Origin of the sequence: Streptomyces aureus (assembly GCF_000725495.1) — a bacterium.
Classification (GTDB): Bacteria; Actinomycetota; Actinomycetes; order Streptomycetales; family Streptomycetaceae; genus Streptomyces; species Streptomyces aureus_B.
The window spans coordinates 47,044-64,364 of sequence record NZ_JNZD01000003.1; the positions used below are offsets into that span (position 1 = coordinate 47,044).

Sequence of the window (17,321 nt, forward strand, 5' to 3'; positions counted from 1 at the left end):
CTCGGAGAACCCCTCATGTGGACCGCCAGGCTTACACGTGTGACGGCTGTGCAACAGAGTGTTGTTGAACTTTCCTCAGCTTGCCAAAATCACGATTAGGTAACGCCAAAAAGGTTGCATGGTCGCCGGAGGCAATTACTCCTCTTTTAGCACTCCGCGCGCCCTCAGCTCCTTGAACATCTCGTCCTTCAGGGCCTTGGCTTCACTCAGCGTCAGGTGCGGAGCAGTCAGCTGGGCCGAGATGGTGAAGGCCCGGTCCACCTCCTCCTCGAGCCGGCTGAAGTCCCGGATCTGCCCACCCTCGATCAGCTGCGTGCCGTCCCCCAGGGTGATGGAGTCGGACACCCCGTCCGCGACGGCCTTCGTCGAACCGGGCCGGAAGCCGAAGCCCACGTCCAGCTTCGCGTAGGTGCTGTCACGGACGCGGCTGGGCGCCGCGGTCTCGGTGCCCTCGATCTTCCGGTACGTCGTGTGCGAGATCCCGCAGGCGTCGGCCGCCGCCTCTTTGCTGGCGAAGCCGAGCGCCACTCGCCGCTGCGTCACGAGCGCCGCGAGTTTCTGCAGGTGGCGGGTGGGGTCGCCATCGGGGGTTGCCATGCCGCACATGATGCCAGCGACCGCCAGCGACCGCTATATGCGCTTCGTACCGTGACCGGAACGTGGCGGGAAGTAGGCGGGAACCCGCGAGAACCCTCGTCATAACTCTCGGAAACTCGCGACATCTCCAAGTTACTCGCGCGTACCGCTAGTTTCCGCCAGTTTCCTCCGCTACCTTCAACGCATGGAAAGACCCCAACCCACCTTCCAGGTGGACGGGGCGGAAATCCGTAAACGCCGCATGGAAGTCGGCCTCACCCTCCGCCAGTGCGCGAAGGAAGCCGGCATGTCCCACAGCTACCTCAGCGAGATCGAGACCGGCCTCAAGACCGACATGCGGCCCCCCACATACACGGCACTGCGCACCGCCCTCCAGATCCAGACCGACAACCACCAACTCCTCGCCCCCACAGACGAGACCGAACACAGGAAGGACTCCCGTGGCCGCGACGAAGACGCACCCCGTCCCCACCCAGAGGACGGCTGAGCCGACCCCGGCCCTCGAAAACTTCTACAACGTCCGCAACGCCGCGATCCGGCTCGGCCTCACCGACCCGGAACTCCCGGACGACACCACCGGACAGAGCTGGCTGCGCGACGGCTACAACCGTCCCGAAGACGGAAGCGCGGGACGGAAGTTCCCCGGCTTCTACATGAGCCGACAGCTCATGTTCAGCACCTCGGACCTCGCCGTGATCACAGAGATCGCCCGCCAAGAGTCCGAAGCGCGGCAGCGCGCGAAGGAGACGCCGCCGGTATCGACCGGCCGCCCCCGCCGCCTGCGCTCGAAGACCCCGGCGCTCGCCGGTACCTGACCCACAAACGCCGAAGGGCCGCTCCGACTAGCCGGCCTGAGCAGCCCTACGACTCGGCAACCCCACCACACAGTGAAGGAGAGGTCACCTTGACCACTCAGATTACAGAGCGCAGCACCTTCCGCGCCCAGCAGGCCGCGCAGGAGCGGAACGACTTCAGCTACCGCAGCACCGTGGATGTCCGCGACCTGCCGTACACGGAGCGCGTCGCCCACCAGGCCACCCCCACCGGAGTGCAGGTCACGGGCGCGGACATGGGCGTCCTCGGTGCCTGGCTGCAAGCGATGGGCGGCACGGTCACGAAGGTCGAACTGCCGCACGGCCAGACGGCGTGGACGCTGCACACGCGGACGTGGTCTGACTCGCCCCGGTTCCCGGTGGTGCCGGTCTACGTGACCGTGGTGCAGGCGTCGGATGACCCGGTGATGCACGAGATCGCCGCGGCGGTGGCCCGGTGAACGCCCGGTCGGTGAACGCGGCGGCCGGTGTGGTGCTGGCCGCGATGGAGCAGGGCCGCCGAACGGCGACGGGTATCGCGCTGGCACTGGACGCGGCGCAGATGCTGATGTCCCCCGAGACCGCCGCGGAGTTGGAGCGGCTGAGGACTCGGAACGCCGAGCTGGAAGCCCGCGTGAGCGCTGAGGAGAACATCCGCCCGCACCGCCAGGCCTGCGCCAACTCGAACCTGCACTACATCGGGAAGCTGTCGCTGCGGATCCGCCGGACACGGTTCCTGCACGTGAACCACCCCGACCCGGAGCGCTGCGCACACGACGGCATGGCCTGGCCCTGCCCGACTGTGGCCGCCCTGGAGTCGGCGGTCGGCGAGGCGGTACACCCGTGTGGCTGCCCGAAGCGGTTCGGCCGGCACGCGGACGGTTGCCCGACGGAGGCTGACCGCGCGGCCGAGGAGAACGGTGGGGACACGCTCCCGGCCTGGCTGTACGAGCGGTTCATGCCGGAGGGCGAGGGGTGGGGGTACCTCGACCCTGGGCAGCGCGAGTACTGGGAGCACCAGGCGCGTGCTGTGCGTCGGGCGGTAGAGCGGGGCGGCTTCAAGGCCCCGTCGCCGGAGGCCAGTGGGGACGTGACGCCGCAGGTGGCCAAGCTGCGCAACCTGCTGGCCGGCCAGCGCGCCGCGGTCGAGGACCCGCACGACTCCCCTCTGCACCACGACTACCGGGTGTCGCGCGACCTGCCCGCACCGGATGGCTCGTGATGGCCCCCACCCACAGCCCCGCCGACTGGGCGGCCGCCGTCTCGCTGGGAGTCAGCGCCTGGGCGTCATGCGCGGCGCTGCTCTACCTCCTCCACGACGCCGAGCTGCGGGACTTCGACCCGCGGCCGCTGTTCGCCACCGCGCGAGACCGGCTGCTCGTCGAGATCGTCCGCGCCCGCCACACCCTCCAGGACACCGCGCTCATCGCCGCAGTCCTCTTCACCCTCGCTGCCGGGAACGGAGCCACCCTGTGAACCGCGTCCGCCTGTACCTGCACCGCATCTTCCGCCGCCCCGTCATCACCGGCCCGTACCGGCTGTACGTCCGCCGCATCCCGGGCGGAGCGATGCTCGACGTCGAGCACTACCTCACCGCCATGATCGAGGCCCTCGCCGACGACTCGGATCTCCTCGGCCTCCTCGACGACATCGTCACCGACCGCGCCGAGGCCAGGGCCCACGACGGCTGGAAGCCGGAGGCCCTCCTCGTCGAGAAGCTGACGGACCGCCTCGGCTTCGAACTCCCGCTGTACGACCAGGCGGCGGCCCGGCTCGCGGACCGACTGCACGCGCTCACCCCGGCCCCGGCCGTCGTCATCCCCGGCCAGCGCGAGGGCGAGGCCACCGCATGAGCGCCCGCCTGGCCCTGCACTGGGCCGTCACCCTCCTCGCCGCCATGGCCGCGATCGTCGCCTCCTCCGCGCTCCCCAACCCGTGGGCGCAGCCCCTCGGCTCGACCCTCCCCGTCGCAGTCCTGGCCTGCGGCTACGTCACGGCACCCGCCATCCGAAAGAAGCCCCGCCCGTGAACGACAACGACGTCGCCCACCGCCGCGACTACCTCGCCAACATCCTCGCCGCCCGCACCCACGGCAACCCGATCACCACCCACAGCGTGGTCCGGTTCCTCGCCCAGAGCCGGTGGTCCACGGCCGGCCGCAACACCGTCCGGAAGGACCTGCGCGCGCTGGCCGCGCGCGGGCTCCTCACCGCGGTCGTCGACCTGGAGACGGGCCGCCGGATCTACCACCTCAAGTCCCAGGAAGGGCGTCGCTCGATGAGCATCGACGCCGACCGCGTCATCGGCCAGATCCAGCGCGGTGAGGTCGACGCCAGCGCCGACGCGGCCCGACGGATCGCCGCCCGCCACCAGGCCGCCTACGGCGACGCCGTGTGGGGGCCCGCCCCGACCGTCGACGTGACCGCGCTGCCGCAGACCGCGCAGGACTGGCAGGAGACCGCCTGATGACGACCACCGTGCAGGCCGGGGCTTCGGCCCCGGCCGCCGGCCGCCGCCGCAAGGCCGCCGCCCCGGCCCCCACCGGCGCCGACCGCATCCCCAAGCCCTCCCAGGGCTGGTACCGCGACAAGGTCACCGGCGCCAAGTACCGCCGCGTCACCACCATCCTCGAACAAGGCACGAGCAAGGGCGACGCCCTCACCTTCTGGGCCGGGAACATCACCGCCGAGACCGCGATGGCCAACCTGCCCTATCTGGTCCGCAGCAGCCTCTTTCCCGACCAGCGCACCGAGGCCTACGACTGGCTGCGCCGGGCCCACACCCGCAAGAAGGACGAGCGCGCCGACATCGGCACCGCAGTCCACAAGATCATCGAATCCCACGTGCTGGGCACACCGATCCCCGAAGAACTCCTCGACGACGAGGAGATGGCCCCCTTCCTCGGCCACTTCCTCCGCTTCGTCAAGGAGTGGCAGGTCACCTTCGAGGCATCCGAGATGGTCGTCGGCAACGAACAGCACGGCTACGCCGGCACCCTCGACTACCTGGTCCGCTCGCCGCTCATCGCGCAGGCGCTCGCCGCCTACTTCCAGACCGACGTCCCCGCCGACTCCGTGTTCTGCGGCGACACCAAGACGGGCGGCGAGCTCGACGTCAAGGGCGTCTACCCCGAGGCCTCGCTCCAGATGGCCGCCTACCGGCACGCCAAGGTCGCCTGGCTCCGCGACGGATCCACCGTCCCGATGCCCACCACCTTCTGGGCCGGCGTCGTCCTGCACCTGCGCCCCGAGGGATTCCGCCTCATCCCCGCCGTCGCCGACGACGCCGTCTTCGATGCCTTCCTCACCGTCAAGCGCAACGCCGAGTGGACGTCCGGCCTGTCCAAGCAGGTCATCCGCCCTGCCCTCACCCTGCCCAACACCAGCGAAGAGAGGGCCGCCTGATGCCCATCATCGACTTGCAGCGCCGCATGCGGCAGCTCGGCGAGATCCGCATCGGCCACGTCGTGTCCGGCGTGTCCAAGAAGGGCAACGCCTACACCAGCCCGGCGAAGCTGAAGCACTTCCGCTTCACCTCTCCGTCGCGGGAGATCCTCACCGAGGTCGCCGCCCTCTACGGCGGCGAGGTCAAGCCGTGGACCCCGGCCAACGGCGGCCCCGCCGAGTTCGAGGTGTACTCCACCACCAACCGGCTCCCCGTCCTCATCCCGCCGCAGGACGCCGTCTCCCAGTGGTACGAGCTGTACGCCGGATCGAAGTGCCAGAGGCGCTGCGACGGCGTCACCGAGCACAAGAAGGACCGGCCCTGCGTCTGCGACCCGGACAACCGGGAATGCAAGATCACCACCCGGGTCAACGTCATGCTCCGCGACGTTCCCGCCCTCGGCCAGTGGCTCCTGATCACCAAGGGCTACTACGCCGCCACCGAACTCCCGCCCGCCGCCGAACTGCTGGCCCAGGCCGGCGGGTACGTCGCCGGATGGCTCGGCATGGAGGAGAAGCTCGTCCAGCGCGACGAGGGCCCCGCCCGGTTCATGGTCCCGACGCTCGACGTCGAGATCACCCCGGCCGCCCTGATGGCCGGAAAGATGACTGGTGCCCAGACAGCCGTTGCATCGGGCCCGGAGCGCGTGGCGATCACCGGTGGCCGGCCGGATTATGCGGCGCTGGTCGCTGTAGCGAAGACGCCTGATGACGTCGGCAAGCTGTGGACGCAGGCGAACCAGGCCGGTCACCTCGACGACGCCCTGGCCGCGATCATCAAGGCGAAGGCCGCAGCGCTCGGCGCGAAGCCCAAGGACGCGACGCCCCCGGCCTCTGGGCCGGAGCAGCCGACACCGCCGCCGACGCCGTCCGAAGACGAGGTCATCGAGGCGGAGTTCGTCGATGACCCGGCTGACGTGCAGGACGTCTGGTTCCAGGTCATCGCTGCGGCAGGCGCGCACCAACTCACCACCGAGCAGGTCGAGGGCGGGTTCGCGGAGCGGCACGGCGGGCTGCACCCGTCGGGAGCCACGGTTGCCCAGCTCACCACGTACCTCGCCGCTGTGAAGGCGGGTGAGGTCCGATGACCTTCGCCGTAGCCCGCAAGACCGCCTGGGACACCGAGACGACCGGGCCGAACCCCCTTGAAGACCGGATCGTGACTGCCGCGTTCATCGTCCGCGGCGGCGACCAGAAGGAGCACGACTTCTCCTGGCTGATCAACCCGGGCATCCCGATCCCGGCCGAGGCCACCGCCGTTCACGGCATCACCGACGAAATGGTGCAGGTCTACGGGCTCAACCCCAAGACCGCGCTCGACGAGATCGCGAACTGCCTGGCCTACGCCATCGGGCAGAACCTGCCGGTCATCGCCTTCAACCACTCCTTCGACTGGTCGATCCTCCACTACGACCTGATCCGCAACGGCCTGCCCACCGTTCACGACCGAGTCGGCACGGGCCCGCTTCCCCTGCTGGACCCGCACGTCATCGACCGGCAGTACCTTCAGCGGCTGCGCGGCTCGGGCATGCGGAAGCTGAAGCCGACGGCCGAACGGTACGGCGTCGAGCTGGAGGACTGGCACACCGCCGAGGCCGACGCGCTGGCCGCACTGCTCATCACCGAGGCCCTGTTCGCGAAGTACGGGCAGCTCAACAGCATGGGCCCGCAGCAGTTGTACGCGGCGCAGAAGGCGTGGCGGGCGGAGCAGCAGGCCGGACTGCAGCAGTGGTTCCGGACGAAGGCCACCGCGGAGCAGGGCGGGGCGCCGGACAAGGTGATCGACGGTTCCTGGCCGTTGATCCCGGCTCCGCGAGCAGGTGAGGCGTGATGGGCCGTCGACTCAACGAGCGCCTCGCCGCGAAGGACCGGGCGATCGAAGTACTGATCGCCGAACGCGACTCGGAGCAGAAGACCGCCACCGCCTGCACCCGGCAGATGCGCCGCGCCTACGAAGACCTGTCCCGCGCGAAGGACGTCGTCGCCGAGCACATCGACCGGGTCGGCCGCCCGGACACGGACCTCACCGACGTGCCCGGCTTCGCCCTCTCGCTGCAACAGGCCCTCGCCGCCGCCGGGGTCGACCTCCGTCTGGAACTGGGCCGCCTGCAAGGAGCACGCCTGTGAACCGCTTCCCATTCGTCACCCGCGACCACCACGAACAGGCCCTCGCCGCGCTCAAGGCCACTACCGCACATCTGCAGCGCCTGCTCGACACGGCCCAGGCCGACCGGAACGCAGCCCAAGCCCAGCGCGACACCGCCTGCTCCGCCCACGAGGACGTCGTCCGCCAGCTGGCCGCCGCGGTAAAGGCGAACACCAGCCTTGCCGGGCGGAACAAGGCCCTCGCGGGGAACGGCCAAGCTCGCACCGTTTCGGACGTCCCGGAGGAGCACGACGTACACCGCAAGGCCCTCGCGGACGCCCTCGGCGAGCAGAAGTGGCACCTGAACTGGGGCCAGCTCATCGGCGAAGTGTCGCAGCTGCGTAAGGCGGCCGAGGAGTCGATGGCCGAGGCCCAGGCGGAGCGCGCCCGCGCCGATCTCCTCGACGCCGACGCCACTGTGGCCACTGCCGAGGAGATCGCCGCCTGGGAGGCGCGCGTCAAGGCCCACCGGGCGTGGACCCCGCCGAGGGACCAGGACAAGCGGCCCGTCGACGGCGCGTCCGGCCGGCCGACCCACCCGGCAACGGACCTGCGTCGCGCGCTGGACCGGTGCATGGCGCTCCAGGCCCGCATCGATCAGCGCGGGAAGCGGGTGACACCGTGATCGTCAACCCGATCTCCGTGGGTGCCGCCGTCCTGATGGTGTCTCTGAGCCTGGCGTTCCTCATCGTGCGTCGGCTCGTGCGGCCCACAGCGTCCGAGCCCGCTCGTGGCCGGGCTCACGGGCGGCACCGCGGGCCCCGCAAGCCCCTCATCGTGGGTGCGCTCGCCGCCCAGCGGTTCGTGTGGTGCGACCCGTGCCAGGCCGACATCGCGGCCACCGAGCACGGCGCGATCGTCCGCTGCGCCAACGGCCACATCATCCCGGGGGGCGCCGGATGAGCGGCCACGACATCGCCAATGCTGCCCTCGCCATCGCCGTGCTCCTCTGCGCCGCCGCGGCCATCTACCGGGCCTGCGTCCGGCCGCCGACCCGGACCCGCGTCACGGTCATGCCCGCCGCCCTCACCCCGGCCGCCGGCCAGCAGCTCGCCCCCGAGGACGAGGACTACCTCTCCAGCCTCTCCGCCCGCATGGACGCCTGCGGCCCGGCTGCCACCGACCACTACTCCGAGGGGAACCAGTGACTACCGCACCTACTCTCTTCGACGCTGCCACCCCTTCCACCGCCCCAGCCGCCCCTGCGGCGACCGGACCCCGGCCCCTCGTCATCGGCATCGACGCCAGCCTCAACAGCCTCGGCATCGCAGGCGCCGACTGGGCCGACGCCATCCGCCACCCCGGGCTCACCGGACACGCCCGCATCGACTACCTCCGCCGCGAAGTCGCCGACCGCGCCAAGGCCGCCGACCTCGTCGTCATCGAGGACATCGCCCGCGGCGCCAAGGGCTCCGCCGTCCACCAGCTCGCCGGACTCTGGTGGGTCCTCACCACCGAACTCCACCGCCGCGGCATCCCCTTCGCCGTCGTCAACCCCCAGGCCCGCTACACCTACGCCACCGGCAAGGCCAACCCGGGACGCGAGTACCCGCGCGACAAGCGGGCCCGCATCTGCAAGGGCATGGTCTGCTCGTTCGTCGTCGAGCAGCTCGGCATCTGGTGCGAAGGCTCGGGCAAGTACGACGCCGCGGACGCCGCCGTGTTCGCCGCGATGGGCCTGGACTGGCTGGGCTACCCGCTCGTCGTCCTCCCGCCGCAGCAGCGCCGCGCGCTGGACGGTGTGCAGTGGCCGACGGCCACCGTGGCGGTGGCCCGATGACCGTGAAGAAGAAGGTCCGCACCGCCACACACCGGCCGGCCGTCAAGCGCCGCCGCTTCCGCCACGACGACCCCACCGCCGTCGACCTGTTCTCCGGCTTCGGCGGCCTCACCGAGGGCGTCAGGCGCGCCGGATTCACGACGATCATGGCCGCCAACCACAACGCCTACAAGGTAGAAGTCCACGAGGCGAACCACTCCTACGCCGAACACTGGATCGCCGACCTCGTCGACCCCGAGGCCGCCGACTACCACGACGTGCGGGACCTCCCCAAGGCCGACCTCCTCGTGGCCGGCATCAGCTGCGTCAACCACAGCCAGGCGAACACGGTCAAGGCATACGAACAGGGTGCGACCCTGTTCGACTTCGACGACCCCGACTACGAAGCCCGCGTCACCCGCTCCGAACGCGACCGGGCCACCGCGAACTGCGTCCTGCACTACGCCCAGACCCACCACCCGCGCCTCATCCTCGTCGAGTGCACGACCGAGCTCAGCTCCTGGGGCAAGGCCGTGCCGGGCAAGAAGTACGGCGACGGCACCACGTACCGCTGGTGGCTCAAGCAGTTCGAGCTGCTCAACTACCGGCACAAGGTGCTCTACCTCAACAGCCAGTTCTTCGGCGTGCCGCAGTCCCGCGACCGCCTCTACATCGCCTTCTGGGACAAGTCCGTCCCGGCCCCGGACCTCGACCACCGGCCCGTCTCCCGCTGCCACCGCTGCGACAAGGACGTCGAGGCCGTCTGGACCTGGCGCACCGGAGTCCCGCCCACCGGCTCGGTCCGCTACGGCAAGCAGTACGACTACCGCTGCCCCTCCTGCCGCCGCGAAGTCGTCCCGCCGATGACGCCGTCGCTCGCCGCGCTCGACCTCAGCACCCTCGGCCAGCGCATCGGCGACCGCGCCCGCCCCCTCGCGCCCGCCACCATGGCCCGCGCCGAACGCTGCCGCCAGCGGTTCGCGAACTTCCCCGCAGTCCTCATGCCGGCCAAAGCGGCACACGGCTCCGAGCGCTACCTGCTCCAGCCCCTGGCCACACAGACCAGCCAGCAGGAGACCGCCCTCCTCTCGACCGGCACCGTCCTCGCCGCCCACCGGCACAACGGCGACGGGCAGCACATCACCCGCCCCATGGACACCGTCACCTCGACCCACGAGAAGGCCGTCCTCCTCGCCGTCGCCAACTACCAGGGCGCCCCGCGCGGCACCGACCACCCGCTGCCGACCCAGGTCGGCTCGGAGACCCTCGCCCTGGTGTCCTCCGGAGTAGTCCCGTTCCGAAAGAACACCCTGCCCGTCGCGCACAGCGAGGCGATGCCGACCGTCACCTCGGACCAGATCCCCGGACTGCTCACCGCCGCCGGCTGGTTCAAGCAGAACGGCAGCACCGGCAACGAGACCGCCCCGCACCCGCTCACCGACCCCCTCGGCACCCTCACCGTCCGCGACACCACCGCCCTCCTCATGGCCGACTGGCGGGCCGCGCTCGCCGAGATGCCCCTGGAGGACTGCCACTTCCGGATGATGGCCGCGCACGAGGTCGGCCGCGGCTGCGGCTTCGACGTCACCTTCCCCGACCGCGCGGGCACGTTCATCGTCTGGGGCAGTAACCGCGACCAGGTCGACGGCTACGGCAACGCCGTCTCCCCGGCGGTCGGAGCATGGATCGGGGCCCGCCTCCGCGCCGTACTCCACCAGGCGGAGGTGGCAGCCTGATGCCCGCCAACGCCACCCGCGAGCAGATCCTCGCCGCACTCCAGTTGGGCCACAGCGCCGCCCGCATCGCCCGCGACCTGGCCTGCGACAGGGGCCGCGTCCGCCGCATCCGCGACGAGGCCGGCCTGCCCGTGTACGTCCGAGGATCCGAACAGCCCAGCCTCACCGACCGCTGGCGCCAGCACGCCGTCTCCACCACCAACGGCCACATGGAATGGACCGGCGAACGCAGCACCAACAGCAACCGGCCCCTCATCTCCTTCCAGTACAGCCACCGCAGCGCCGCCGCCGTGGCCTTCTTCCTCCGCACCGGCCGGGACCCGATCGGTAACGCCGTCGCCGACTGCGGCATGCGGCACTGCGTCGCCCCCGAGCACGTCCTCGACGCCGACGAACGGCGCCGCACGCGCGAGCAACTCCGCTACCTGCAAGGGCGGCAACCGCTCCGGGAAACGTGCCAGGCCGGGCACCGTCAGGCCGAGCACGCCCGGATCGACGCCGCCGGGACCGCGTACTGCCACACCTGCAAGTCGACGCGCCAGTCGCAGGCCCGGGCAGACAGGGGCGCGGCATGAGCCACCACACCGGCTCCGTCCCGGGCCCCGGCCGTGACCCCGAGTGGCAAGACCGTGCCGCCTGCCAGGCACCCGGAATCGACAAGGAGATGTTCTTCCCCGAGCGCTCCCAGCTCACGGCGATCAGGGACTCCAAGACGATCTGCTGGACCTGCCCCGTGATCCAGAACTGCCTGGAACACGCCTTCCGCAACCACGAAGACCGCGGCACCTGGGGCGGACTCACCGAATGGGAACGCCGCGCCCGGCACGGCCGCAAGCCCAAGAACGCCGGCCGGAGCGGCGGGGTCAACGCTCCCGGCCGACGCAGCAGGAACGCCGCATGACCGCCGCCGAGCCGCAGCCCTGCGACACCCCCGACGGCGAGCACGACGGCCGCGTCCGCCTCTACCCGTGCGGCTGGCGCTGCTCCACCCACAGCCCGTGGGCCCTGGCCGGCATGCCGGAGCCGGGCACCGCAGCTGCGAAACCGGCCGACCCGTCGGCCACCTGACCGCCCGACAACAGCGCCCCGCCGGGCGGAATCCGGCGGGGCACCCCTAAGGAGACCACGATGACCGACAAGGTCACCATCACCGCGATCGACGGCACCGACGCCCTCGCGATGGTCATCATCCGCCCCGGCAAGACCGAAGGCGGCGTCGAGATCGAGTCGGCAGCCGCAGGCATGGACAAGCCGGCCGCAGCTCATGTCCTGCGGCACGTCGCCAACCTGTGGGACGGCGGCAAGGCCGATCCGAGCGCCACCCTCACCGCCGTCAACACGCTCGCCGAACGCTGGGAGCGCATGGGCAAGAGCGCCCCGGAACTCGGTGACGAGCTGCTCATCGACGAGCCCACCGCCGCCGAACGCCACCAGCACGAGCGGGCCGCGACCTACCGAAGGGCCGCCGCCGATCTCCGCGAAGTCCTCGTCACCGGGCGGATCCCACACGACCTGATGACCGACGCCGAGCTCGACGGCTGAGACCACCCTCCCGGCGGCCGGACCCCCAGCGCACATCCCCCCCAACGCGCCGCGGCCGCCACCCGGGCCCGCCCCCACCCCCACACGCGGGGCGGGCCCACCCCAAACGACACGGAGCAGCCCATGGACACCAACGCCCGACACCCACCAAACCAGGTCACCGCCACCCCCGACTGGCCACCCGTCCGGATCCCCGGGCGCCCCGGCTGGTGGCGGCACTGCATCAACGGCCAGCAAACAGACCTCCCGAGCCGAAACCCGCAGCACAGCAACCCGAAAGGCACCACCAGCACATGAGCGTCGACCACAACACCGGCGAGATCACCGACGAGCAGCCGCAGGCACCCGTCGCCGCATTCCTCGGCAGCCACCTCAACGGCCGCACCGACGAAGAGCTGAGCCGCGAGTTCCACCAGCTCCTCGACGCCGTCCGCGCCCACGGCAAGAAGGGCCAGATGGTCATCACGATCGTCGTCGACCCGCCCGCCAACGGGGTGGAAAGCGCACCCATGCCGATCGGCGTCGAGTCCACGGTCAAGGCCCCCAAGCCGACCCCCGTCAAGTCCCTCTACTTCCTGGACGACGAGGGCAACCCCGTCCGCGAGGACCCCCGCCAGATGCAGATCGACTTCCGCACCGCCCCGACCACCGACACCTTCAAGGACGCCTGACCATGACCGACAACCTCCAGCCCGTCATCGACACCGCCCTCCGCTCCGCCGCACCCCACGACCTGGAGATCGGCAAGTACTACACCTTCGTCACCCCGGCCGGACTCCAGAAGGTCGACCTCACCGGCCCCGAGCACACCGGCATCCCCCCGCGGAAGGCCGGCACCACCACCGTCCGCGACGCCGCCTCCTGGATCGCCTACTACGACAAGCACCACGACGACTCATCCGAGGTCTACTCCGACAGCGAGCGCCTCACCGTCACCGCCGTCCTCGACGCCCACTCCGCCGACGAAGCAGCCTGGCAGCAGCACCGCCTCGTCCTCGCCCTGCGCACCACCGACGCGTGGAAGCAGTGGACCAAGAACGACGGCGAACTCCTCAAGCAGGAAGACTTCGCCGAGTTCATCGAGGACCACCTGCCCGAGCTCCTGGAGCCGTCCTCCGCCGACATGCTGGAGATCGCCCAGTCCATCCAGGCCGCGACCAAGGTCGACTTCCAGTCCGGCATCCGACTCTCCACCGGACAGAGGCAGTTCCAGTACGTCGAGACCCAGTCCACGAAGGCCGGGCAGAAGGGACAGCTCACCGTCCCCGAGGTCTTCACCATCGGCCTGGTGCCCTTCGAGGGCAGCGAGGGCTACCGGCTCACCGCCCGCCTCCGCTACCGCATCACCGACCGGGGCCTGCTCATGGGCTACAAGCTCGAGCGCCCGGCGGACACGCTCCGCACCGCGTTCGGCGACGTCGTCACCGCGGTCGGTGAGCAGATCACCGAGCCGGTCATGAACGGAACCCCGGCCTGATGAGCGGGGCCGGCCGCGGGCGGGGCGGCGCCGACTCCCGCTGCTCCGCCTGCGGCCAGCCCCTCCTCGTCCAGTGGGTCGGGGACACCGCGGCCCTCAAGGCCCGGGTCCCCCTCCCACCGGACACCGCCCGCCTCCCCTACCCGCAGGCCCTCGCCGACAGCACCCCCGACAACTTGGTCTGGTGCCTGCCCCGCCTCCCCCACAGAGCACTGTGCCTGCGCTGGACCAGCCCCCGGCACCCGCCGGACTGCCCCCACCAGCACCTCACCAGCCACCAGTGCCCGCCGACCACGCTCTTCTGAGGAGACCGCACGTGACCAACGTCCGCCACATGCAGCGTGACGAACAGGCGGACCCGCACGGCTCCGAGCAGTACGACGCCGAGCGGTACGTCCTCGGCGGCTGCGTGCACTACCCCAAGCGGATCCCCGACATCCGCACCATCATCCAGCGCGGAGACTTCGCCCTCCCAGCCCACGAACTCATCTGGGACGTCCTCGGCCACCTCCACGACGAAGGCCAGCCCGTCGAGCCGCTCACCCTGCGCCTCGAACTCGAACGCCGCCAAGAGTTGCGCCGCGCGGGCGGCATCGCCTACGTCGCCTCCATCTCCGACCACGGCAACGACCCCGAGTACTACGCCCACGAAGTCCGCCGCGCTGCCGACCTCCGCGCCGAAGCCGACCTCGGCCGGCGCATCGTCCAGCAGGCCACCGCCCCCGACGCCGAACCCGGCACAGCGGTCACCTTCATCGACGAGTACCTGGCCCGGCAGAAGGAACGGGCCCTCGGCCGCTCCGGCGACCCCGCCGACGCGCTCCTCGCCGAGCTCCTGGACACCAGCGCCCTCGACGACATGCCGACCCTGGACCCACTGGTCGGCGACCTCCTCCATCTCGACACCCTCGCCCGGATCATCGGCCCGTCCGGGCACATGAAGAGCTTCGTCACCATCGACCTCGCCGCCCACGTCGGCACCGGCATGAAATGGCACGGCCAGTACGTCCGCCAGGGCACCGTCGTCTACCTCGTCGCCGAGGGCGCCCGCGGCATCCGCCAGCGCGTCCGAGCCTGGGAGAAGCACTACGGGACGCGCATGGACAACGTCCTCTTCCTGCCCCGGCCCGTCCAGGCCCGCGGCCCCGAGTGGGACGTCCTCATCGAGGCGATGCGCCGGCTGCGCCCGCAGCTCATCGTCATCGACACCCAGGCCCGCGTGTCCGTCGGCGTCGAGGAGAACTCCAACACCGAACTCGGCATCGTCATCGAGCGGATGGACGACCTGCGACGCGCGACCGAGGCGTGCGTGCTGCTGATCCACCACACCGGGCACGTCGGCGAACACGGCCGCGGCGCCTCCGCCGCCAAAGGCGCCCTGCAGTCGGAGATGCACGTCTCCAAGAAGGGCGACAACGCCTCCAACATCACGATCACGATGAAGGTCGGCAAGCAGAAGGACAACGAAGAGGGCGCCGACATCGAGTTCGGGCTGAAGGTCGTCACTCTCGACGGGGAGACGAAGCCCGACGGCCGGCCGGTCACCTCCGTGGTCCTGGAGTCGCTGGACTCCCGGCCGAGGTCGCTGACAGAGGGAACGCCGGAGTGGCTCGTTGCGGTCCTGGACCGGGCGAAGGTGCCCGTCGGGTGGGGGAGCCCCCGGGTCATCAAGTGGTGCGCCGAATACAAGATCCAGATCCGGAAGGACCGGATCGAGGAGGCCGTCCGGATCCGCAAGCGCCGCGGCTCCCTGGATGAGGCGCAAAACGGGACGGGGGATGTCATTCCGGGCGCCAATATCGGGGCAGGGGATGACGAATCGGTCATGGCCTCTGAAGTTGCGTCCGATTCGCCCCGAAATACCTCCCCCCAAACCTCCCCCGCGATCTTGAACGGCCACCTCCCCCACGATCTTGGGGGGAGGCCGGGGGAGTTCGAGCAAAACCCCAGGTCAAACCTCCCCCCAAACCCCGGGGGAGGTCCGGGGGAGGCCCTTGCAGCACCTCCCTCCCCCCGCCCTCCCTCTAGGGAGGGGGGAGGTGCGGGGGAGACGAGTGAAAACACCACCCCCACCGGACCCCCATGCCGCATCTGCCACCACCCCATGAACCCCGACTGGGCAAGCCGCGGATACGACACCCACCTCGGCTGCGACCCCGACACCGGCAGCCACCCACCCGCCGCCTGACAGGCGCCCAGGGCGAGAACCCCAACGCCCCATACGACCAACCACCAACCCGTCACACACCCAGGAGGACCACCCCATGACCACCCTCATCACCCCCGGCCGCGCCGCCGACATCCGCCGAGCAGCCCACCACCACGCCGCCGGAATGCTGATGGTCTCCCTCGGCGAGTGGGAGCCCCAGAAGTACAACCCCGAGTCGGCGAGCAACGACGCCGAAGAGGAGCTGCTCCGCGAAGAGGTCGAGCGGATCGCGGGCGAACTCCGCACGCGCGCCCTCGTCGGCACGCACGCCAACTGCGGCGCCTGCGACCGCCCCTACACGGTCAAGGGCGACGGCACCATCCGCCGCCACTTCGGACTCACCGCCGCCGGATTCTCCACCGGCAACCCATGCCCCGGCGCCGACAAGCCGGCCGCCGCCTGACCTCAGACCAACGCCCTCACCGCGCCAACAAGGAGCAGCACCCCATGGCCACCACGAGCAAGATCGAATGGACCGACGCGACCTGGAACATCGTCACCGGCTGCGAGAAAGTCTCGCCCGGCTGCGACAACTGCTACGCCGAGACCTTCACCGAACGCTTCCGCGGCACCGCCGGACACCACTTCGAGACCGGCTTCGACCTGACGCTGCGGCCCGAGCGCCTGGCGCTGCCGCTGAGGTGGCGCAAGCCGAAGCGCGTGTTCGTCAACTCGATGTCCGACCTGTTCCACAAGGACATCCCCGACGACTACCTCACCCGAGCGTTCGCCGTCATGTCGCTCACCCCGCAGCACACGTACCAGGTGCTGACCAAGCGCCACGGGCGGATGCGGTCCCTCCTCAGCAGCCGGGAGTTCGTCGCCCAGGTCGACACCCAGCGAGAGGACATTCAGCCCGGCTGCGGCGACTTCACCTGGCCCCTCCCGAACGTGTGGCTCGGAGTCAGCGTCGAAGACCAGAAGCGCGCCGACCTCCGCATCCCGGCGCTGCTGGAGACCCCGGCCGCCGTCCGGTTCCTGTCCTGCGAACCGCTCCTCGGCCCCATCGACCTGTGCGGCCCCATCGTCCCCGGGCGCGGCCGGCCGAAGCTGACGTACTGGCTCGACGGGCGGCCCGGCTGGGGCCCCGACCAGACCGACGACCGAGGCCGCGTGTTCCAGGAGATGGCGGTTGGGCCGCGGATCGACTGGGTGATCGTCGGCGGCGAGTCCGGCCCGAAGGCGCGGGCGATGCACCCGGGATGGGCGCGCACGATCCGGGACCAGTGTGCGCACTCCGGGGTGCCGTTCTTCTTCAAGCAGTGGGGCGAGTGGGGACCCGCCCCTTTCCAGGTCCGCGTCTGCGACCCGGAGGTCGGCTGGCTCGGCACCGACGAGGAGCTGGTCGTCGCGAAGGCCGACAGCGAGGCCCGCGGCGCCACCCACGTTCACACCGGCAGCTGGTCCGACGAGGACGGCGAGCGCCGGTACTGGCTCCACGAGATCGGGCACAAGCCCTGGTCGCTGGAGCGATGCGGCCTCCCGAACGGGATGGCCGCGATCCGGCGCTGGGGCAAGGGGCGCGCCGGCCGCGAACTCGACGGCCAGGTCCACGACGCCTTCCCCATCCCAGCCGCTTAACCAGCCACCCGCCATCTAG

The 17,321-nt window shown here is 70.6% G+C and carries 28 protein-coding genes; 27 read left to right on the plus strand and 1 reads right to left on the minus strand.

Annotation, left to right across the window (positions count from 1 at the left end; translation table 11 throughout):
* Nucleotides 1-135: 135 nt before the first annotated feature.
* Nucleotides 136-597, minus strand: a complete 462-nt coding sequence (locus IO36_RS04385; RefSeq protein ID WP_158997202.1) for a helix-turn-helix domain-containing protein — start codon at nt 595-597, stop codon at nt 136-138.
* Between the two features lie 184 nt (nt 598-781).
* On the opposite strand from IO36_RS04385, the gene IO36_RS04390 reads away from it, so the two are divergent.
* The 27 genes from IO36_RS04390 to IO36_RS04515 all read left to right on the plus strand — a co-directional run bounded on the left by IO36_RS04390 (nt 782) and on the right by IO36_RS04515 (nt 17,302).
* The gene (locus tag IO36_RS04390) at nt 782-1,084 is read left to right on the plus strand and encodes a helix-turn-helix domain-containing protein (protein WP_078942996.1); all 303 of its coding nucleotides are present in this window, start codon (nt 782-784) and stop codon (nt 1,082-1,084) included.
* The gene (locus tag IO36_RS04395; protein ID WP_037616320.1) at nt 1,038-1,412 is read left to right on the plus strand and encodes a hypothetical protein; all 375 of its coding nucleotides are present in this window, start codon (nt 1,038-1,040) and stop codon (nt 1,410-1,412) included. Before IO36_RS04390 ends, IO36_RS04395 begins: the two co-directional genes overlap by 47 nt.
* Before the next feature lie 89 nt (nt 1,413-1,501).
* A complete protein-coding gene (locus tag IO36_RS42895) occupies nt 1,502-1,870 on the plus strand; it encodes a hypothetical protein (RefSeq protein ID WP_051899990.1) in 369 nt (122 codons plus the stop codon).
* Nucleotides 1,867-2,631 (plus strand): hypothetical protein, encoded by a 765-nt coding sequence (locus IO36_RS04405; RefSeq protein ID WP_037616321.1) that lies wholly within the window; start codon nt 1,867-1,869, stop codon nt 2,629-2,631. The genes IO36_RS42895 and IO36_RS04405 overlap by 4 nt, the downstream gene beginning before the upstream one ends.
* On the plus strand, nt 2,631-2,885 hold the full coding sequence (locus IO36_RS04410; RefSeq protein ID WP_037616323.1) for a hypothetical protein: 255 nt from the start codon (nt 2,631-2,633) through the stop codon (nt 2,883-2,885). Before IO36_RS04405 ends, IO36_RS04410 begins: the two co-directional genes overlap by 1 nt.
* Nucleotides 2,882-3,262 carry a hypothetical protein gene (locus tag IO36_RS04415; protein WP_037616325.1) on the plus strand — a complete coding sequence of 127 codons (381 nt, stop codon included), beginning with the start codon at nt 2,882-2,884 and terminating at the stop codon, nt 3,260-3,262. Before IO36_RS04410 ends, IO36_RS04415 begins: the two co-directional genes overlap by 4 nt.
* Nucleotides 3,259-3,438 (plus strand): hypothetical protein, encoded by a 180-nt coding sequence (locus IO36_RS04420; protein WP_037616326.1) that lies wholly within the window; start codon nt 3,259-3,261, stop codon nt 3,436-3,438. Before IO36_RS04415 ends, IO36_RS04420 begins: the two co-directional genes overlap by 4 nt.
* Nucleotides 3,435-3,875, plus strand: a complete 441-nt coding sequence (locus tag IO36_RS45735; protein WP_063764821.1) for a hypothetical protein — start codon at nt 3,435-3,437, stop codon at nt 3,873-3,875. Before IO36_RS04420 ends, IO36_RS45735 begins: the two co-directional genes overlap by 4 nt.
* On the plus strand, nt 3,875-4,813 hold the full coding sequence (locus tag IO36_RS04430; protein WP_037616328.1) for a hypothetical protein: 939 nt from the start codon (nt 3,875-3,877) through the stop codon (nt 4,811-4,813). Before IO36_RS45735 ends, IO36_RS04430 begins: the two co-directional genes overlap by 1 nt.
* Entirely contained in the window at nt 4,813-5,940 is a 1,128-nt protein-coding gene (locus IO36_RS04435; protein ID WP_037616330.1) for a recombination directionality factor, read from the plus strand. Before IO36_RS04430 ends, IO36_RS04435 begins: the two co-directional genes overlap by 1 nt.
* Nucleotides 5,937-6,683 carry an exonuclease domain-containing protein gene (locus IO36_RS04440; protein WP_037616332.1) on the plus strand — a complete coding sequence of 249 codons (747 nt, stop codon included), beginning with the start codon at nt 5,937-5,939 and terminating at the stop codon, nt 6,681-6,683. The genes IO36_RS04435 and IO36_RS04440 overlap by 4 nt, the downstream gene beginning before the upstream one ends.
* Nucleotides 6,683-6,979: a hypothetical protein gene (locus IO36_RS04445; protein WP_037616333.1), complete on the plus strand. Its 297-nt coding sequence runs from the start codon at nt 6,683-6,685 to the stop codon at nt 6,977-6,979. Before IO36_RS04440 ends, IO36_RS04445 begins: the two co-directional genes overlap by 1 nt.
* Nucleotides 6,976-7,623: a hypothetical protein gene (locus IO36_RS04450; protein ID WP_037616336.1), complete on the plus strand. Its 648-nt coding sequence runs from the start codon at nt 6,976-6,978 to the stop codon at nt 7,621-7,623. Before IO36_RS04445 ends, IO36_RS04450 begins: the two co-directional genes overlap by 4 nt.
* Entirely contained in the window at nt 7,620-7,901 is a 282-nt protein-coding gene (locus tag IO36_RS04455; protein WP_037616338.1) for a hypothetical protein, read from the plus strand. The genes IO36_RS04450 and IO36_RS04455 overlap by 4 nt, the downstream gene beginning before the upstream one ends.
* Complete coding sequence (locus IO36_RS04460) at nt 7,898-8,146, plus strand: hypothetical protein (RefSeq protein WP_037616341.1); 249 nt, start codon at nt 7,898-7,900, stop codon at nt 8,144-8,146. Before IO36_RS04455 ends, IO36_RS04460 begins: the two co-directional genes overlap by 4 nt.
* Nucleotides 8,143-8,778, plus strand: coding sequence for a hypothetical protein (locus IO36_RS04465; RefSeq protein WP_037616343.1), 636 nt, complete (start codon nt 8,143-8,145; stop codon nt 8,776-8,778). Before IO36_RS04460 ends, IO36_RS04465 begins: the two co-directional genes overlap by 4 nt.
* On the plus strand, nt 8,775-10,493 hold the full coding sequence (locus IO36_RS04470; RefSeq protein ID WP_037616890.1) for a DNA cytosine methyltransferase: 1,719 nt from the start codon (nt 8,775-8,777) through the stop codon (nt 10,491-10,493). The genes IO36_RS04465 and IO36_RS04470 overlap by 4 nt, the downstream gene beginning before the upstream one ends.
* Entirely contained in the window at nt 10,493-11,068 is a 576-nt protein-coding gene (locus IO36_RS45740; protein WP_037616344.1) for a hypothetical protein, read from the plus strand. The genes IO36_RS04470 and IO36_RS45740 overlap by 1 nt, the downstream gene beginning before the upstream one ends.
* The gene (locus tag IO36_RS04480) at nt 11,065-11,394 is read left to right on the plus strand and encodes a WhiB family transcriptional regulator (RefSeq protein ID WP_063764822.1); all 330 of its coding nucleotides are present in this window, start codon (nt 11,065-11,067) and stop codon (nt 11,392-11,394) included. Before IO36_RS45740 ends, IO36_RS04480 begins: the two co-directional genes overlap by 4 nt.
* Nucleotides 11,391-11,561 carry a hypothetical protein gene (locus IO36_RS46665; protein WP_158997204.1) on the plus strand — a complete coding sequence of 57 codons (171 nt, stop codon included), beginning with the start codon at nt 11,391-11,393 and terminating at the stop codon, nt 11,559-11,561. The genes IO36_RS04480 and IO36_RS46665 overlap by 4 nt, the downstream gene beginning before the upstream one ends.
* A 60-nt stretch (nt 11,562-11,621) precedes the next feature.
* Entirely contained in the window at nt 11,622-12,035 is a 414-nt protein-coding gene (locus IO36_RS04485) for a hypothetical protein (protein ID WP_037616346.1), read from the plus strand.
* A gap of 293 nt (nt 12,036-12,328) precedes the next feature.
* Nucleotides 12,329-12,706: a hypothetical protein gene (locus IO36_RS04490; RefSeq protein ID WP_037616348.1), complete on the plus strand. Its 378-nt coding sequence runs from the start codon at nt 12,329-12,331 to the stop codon at nt 12,704-12,706.
* 2 nt (nt 12,707-12,708) lie between these two features.
* Nucleotides 12,709-13,512 carry a DUF2303 family protein gene (locus tag IO36_RS04495; protein WP_037616350.1) on the plus strand — a complete coding sequence of 268 codons (804 nt, stop codon included), beginning with the start codon at nt 12,709-12,711 and terminating at the stop codon, nt 13,510-13,512.
* On the plus strand, nt 13,512-13,817 hold the full coding sequence (locus IO36_RS04500) for a hypothetical protein (RefSeq protein WP_037616352.1): 306 nt from the start codon (nt 13,512-13,514) through the stop codon (nt 13,815-13,817). The genes IO36_RS04495 and IO36_RS04500 overlap by 1 nt, the downstream gene beginning before the upstream one ends.
* An 11-nt stretch (nt 13,818-13,828) precedes the next feature.
* Nucleotides 13,829-15,700: an AAA family ATPase gene (locus tag IO36_RS04505; RefSeq protein WP_037616353.1), complete on the plus strand. Its 1,872-nt coding sequence runs from the start codon at nt 13,829-13,831 to the stop codon at nt 15,698-15,700.
* A gap of 76 nt (nt 15,701-15,776) precedes the next feature.
* Nucleotides 15,777-16,124 carry a hypothetical protein gene (locus tag IO36_RS04510; RefSeq protein ID WP_037616355.1) on the plus strand — a complete coding sequence of 116 codons (348 nt, stop codon included), beginning with the start codon at nt 15,777-15,779 and terminating at the stop codon, nt 16,122-16,124.
* A gap of 44 nt (nt 16,125-16,168) precedes the next feature.
* Complete coding sequence (locus IO36_RS04515) at nt 16,169-17,302, plus strand: DUF5131 family protein (RefSeq protein WP_037616356.1); 1,134 nt, start codon at nt 16,169-16,171, stop codon at nt 17,300-17,302.
* Nucleotides 17,303-17,321: the final 19 nt, after the last annotated feature.